At 52.3% G+C, this 656-nt stretch carries 5 tRNA genes; all 5 read left to right on the forward strand.

From position 1 onward, the window contains the following. The first annotated feature begins 76 nt into the window (after positions 1-76). Positions 77-152 (forward strand) — tRNA-Val (locus tag NR121_RS25000). Between the two features lie 17 nt (positions 153-169). Further along, a tRNA-Met gene (locus tag NR121_RS25005) sits at positions 170-246 on the forward strand. Positions 247-277: 31 nt separating this feature from the next. Further along, positions 278-354, forward strand: a tRNA-Asp gene (locus NR121_RS25010). Positions 355-427: 73 nt separating this feature from the next. Then, a tRNA-Phe gene (locus tag NR121_RS25015) sits at positions 428-503 on the forward strand. Positions 504-510: 7 nt separating this feature from the next. After that, positions 511-586: transfer RNA gene (locus NR121_RS25020), tRNA-Thr, on the forward strand. Positions 587-656: the final 70 nt, after the last annotated feature.

Consider the following 656-nt stretch of genomic DNA (forward strand, 5'->3'; position numbering starts at 1 on the left):
GTTAAGACACCTCCCTTTCACGGAGGTAACAGGGGTTCGAATCCCCTACGGGTCACCACTTGCTTTACTTTCCCGTGGAGGCTTAGCTCAGCTGGGAGAGCATCTGCCTTACAAGCAGAGGGTCGGCGGTTCGATCCCGTCAGCCTCCACCATAGATTACTTATACTGACGCGGGGTGGAGCAGCCCGGTAGCTCGTCGGGCTCATAACCCGAAGGCCGCAGGTTCAAATCCTGCCCCCGCAACCAATTTCGAAGCAAAGCATTCGAAAAAATATGTGGAGCCGTGGTGTAGAGGCCTAACATGCCTGCCTGTCACGCAGGAGACCGCGGGTTCGAATCCCGTCGGCTCCGCCATGAAATTTACATCCTGTATGGGATGAGAACCCATTGAGTGGTTTACAAGAAGTATAAAATGTATTATAATTATGGCTCGGTAGCTCAGTCGGTAGAGCAGAGGACTGAAAATCCTCGTGTCGGCGGTTCGATTCCGTCCCGAGCCACCATCAATTTGCCGTTGTAGCTCAATTGGTAGAGCAACTGACTTGTAATCAGTAGGTTGGGGGTTCAAGTCCTCTCGACGGCACCAGCAACAACTTTATATGGAGGCTTAGCGAAGTGGCCAAACGCAGCAGACTGTAAATCTGTTCTCTGACGAG

The sequence above is a fragment of the Paenibacillus sp. Pae15 genome, assembly GCF_024519685.1.
Taxonomy (GTDB): Bacteria; Bacillota; Bacilli; order Paenibacillales; family NBRC-103111; genus Paenibacillus_G; species Paenibacillus_G naphthalenovorans.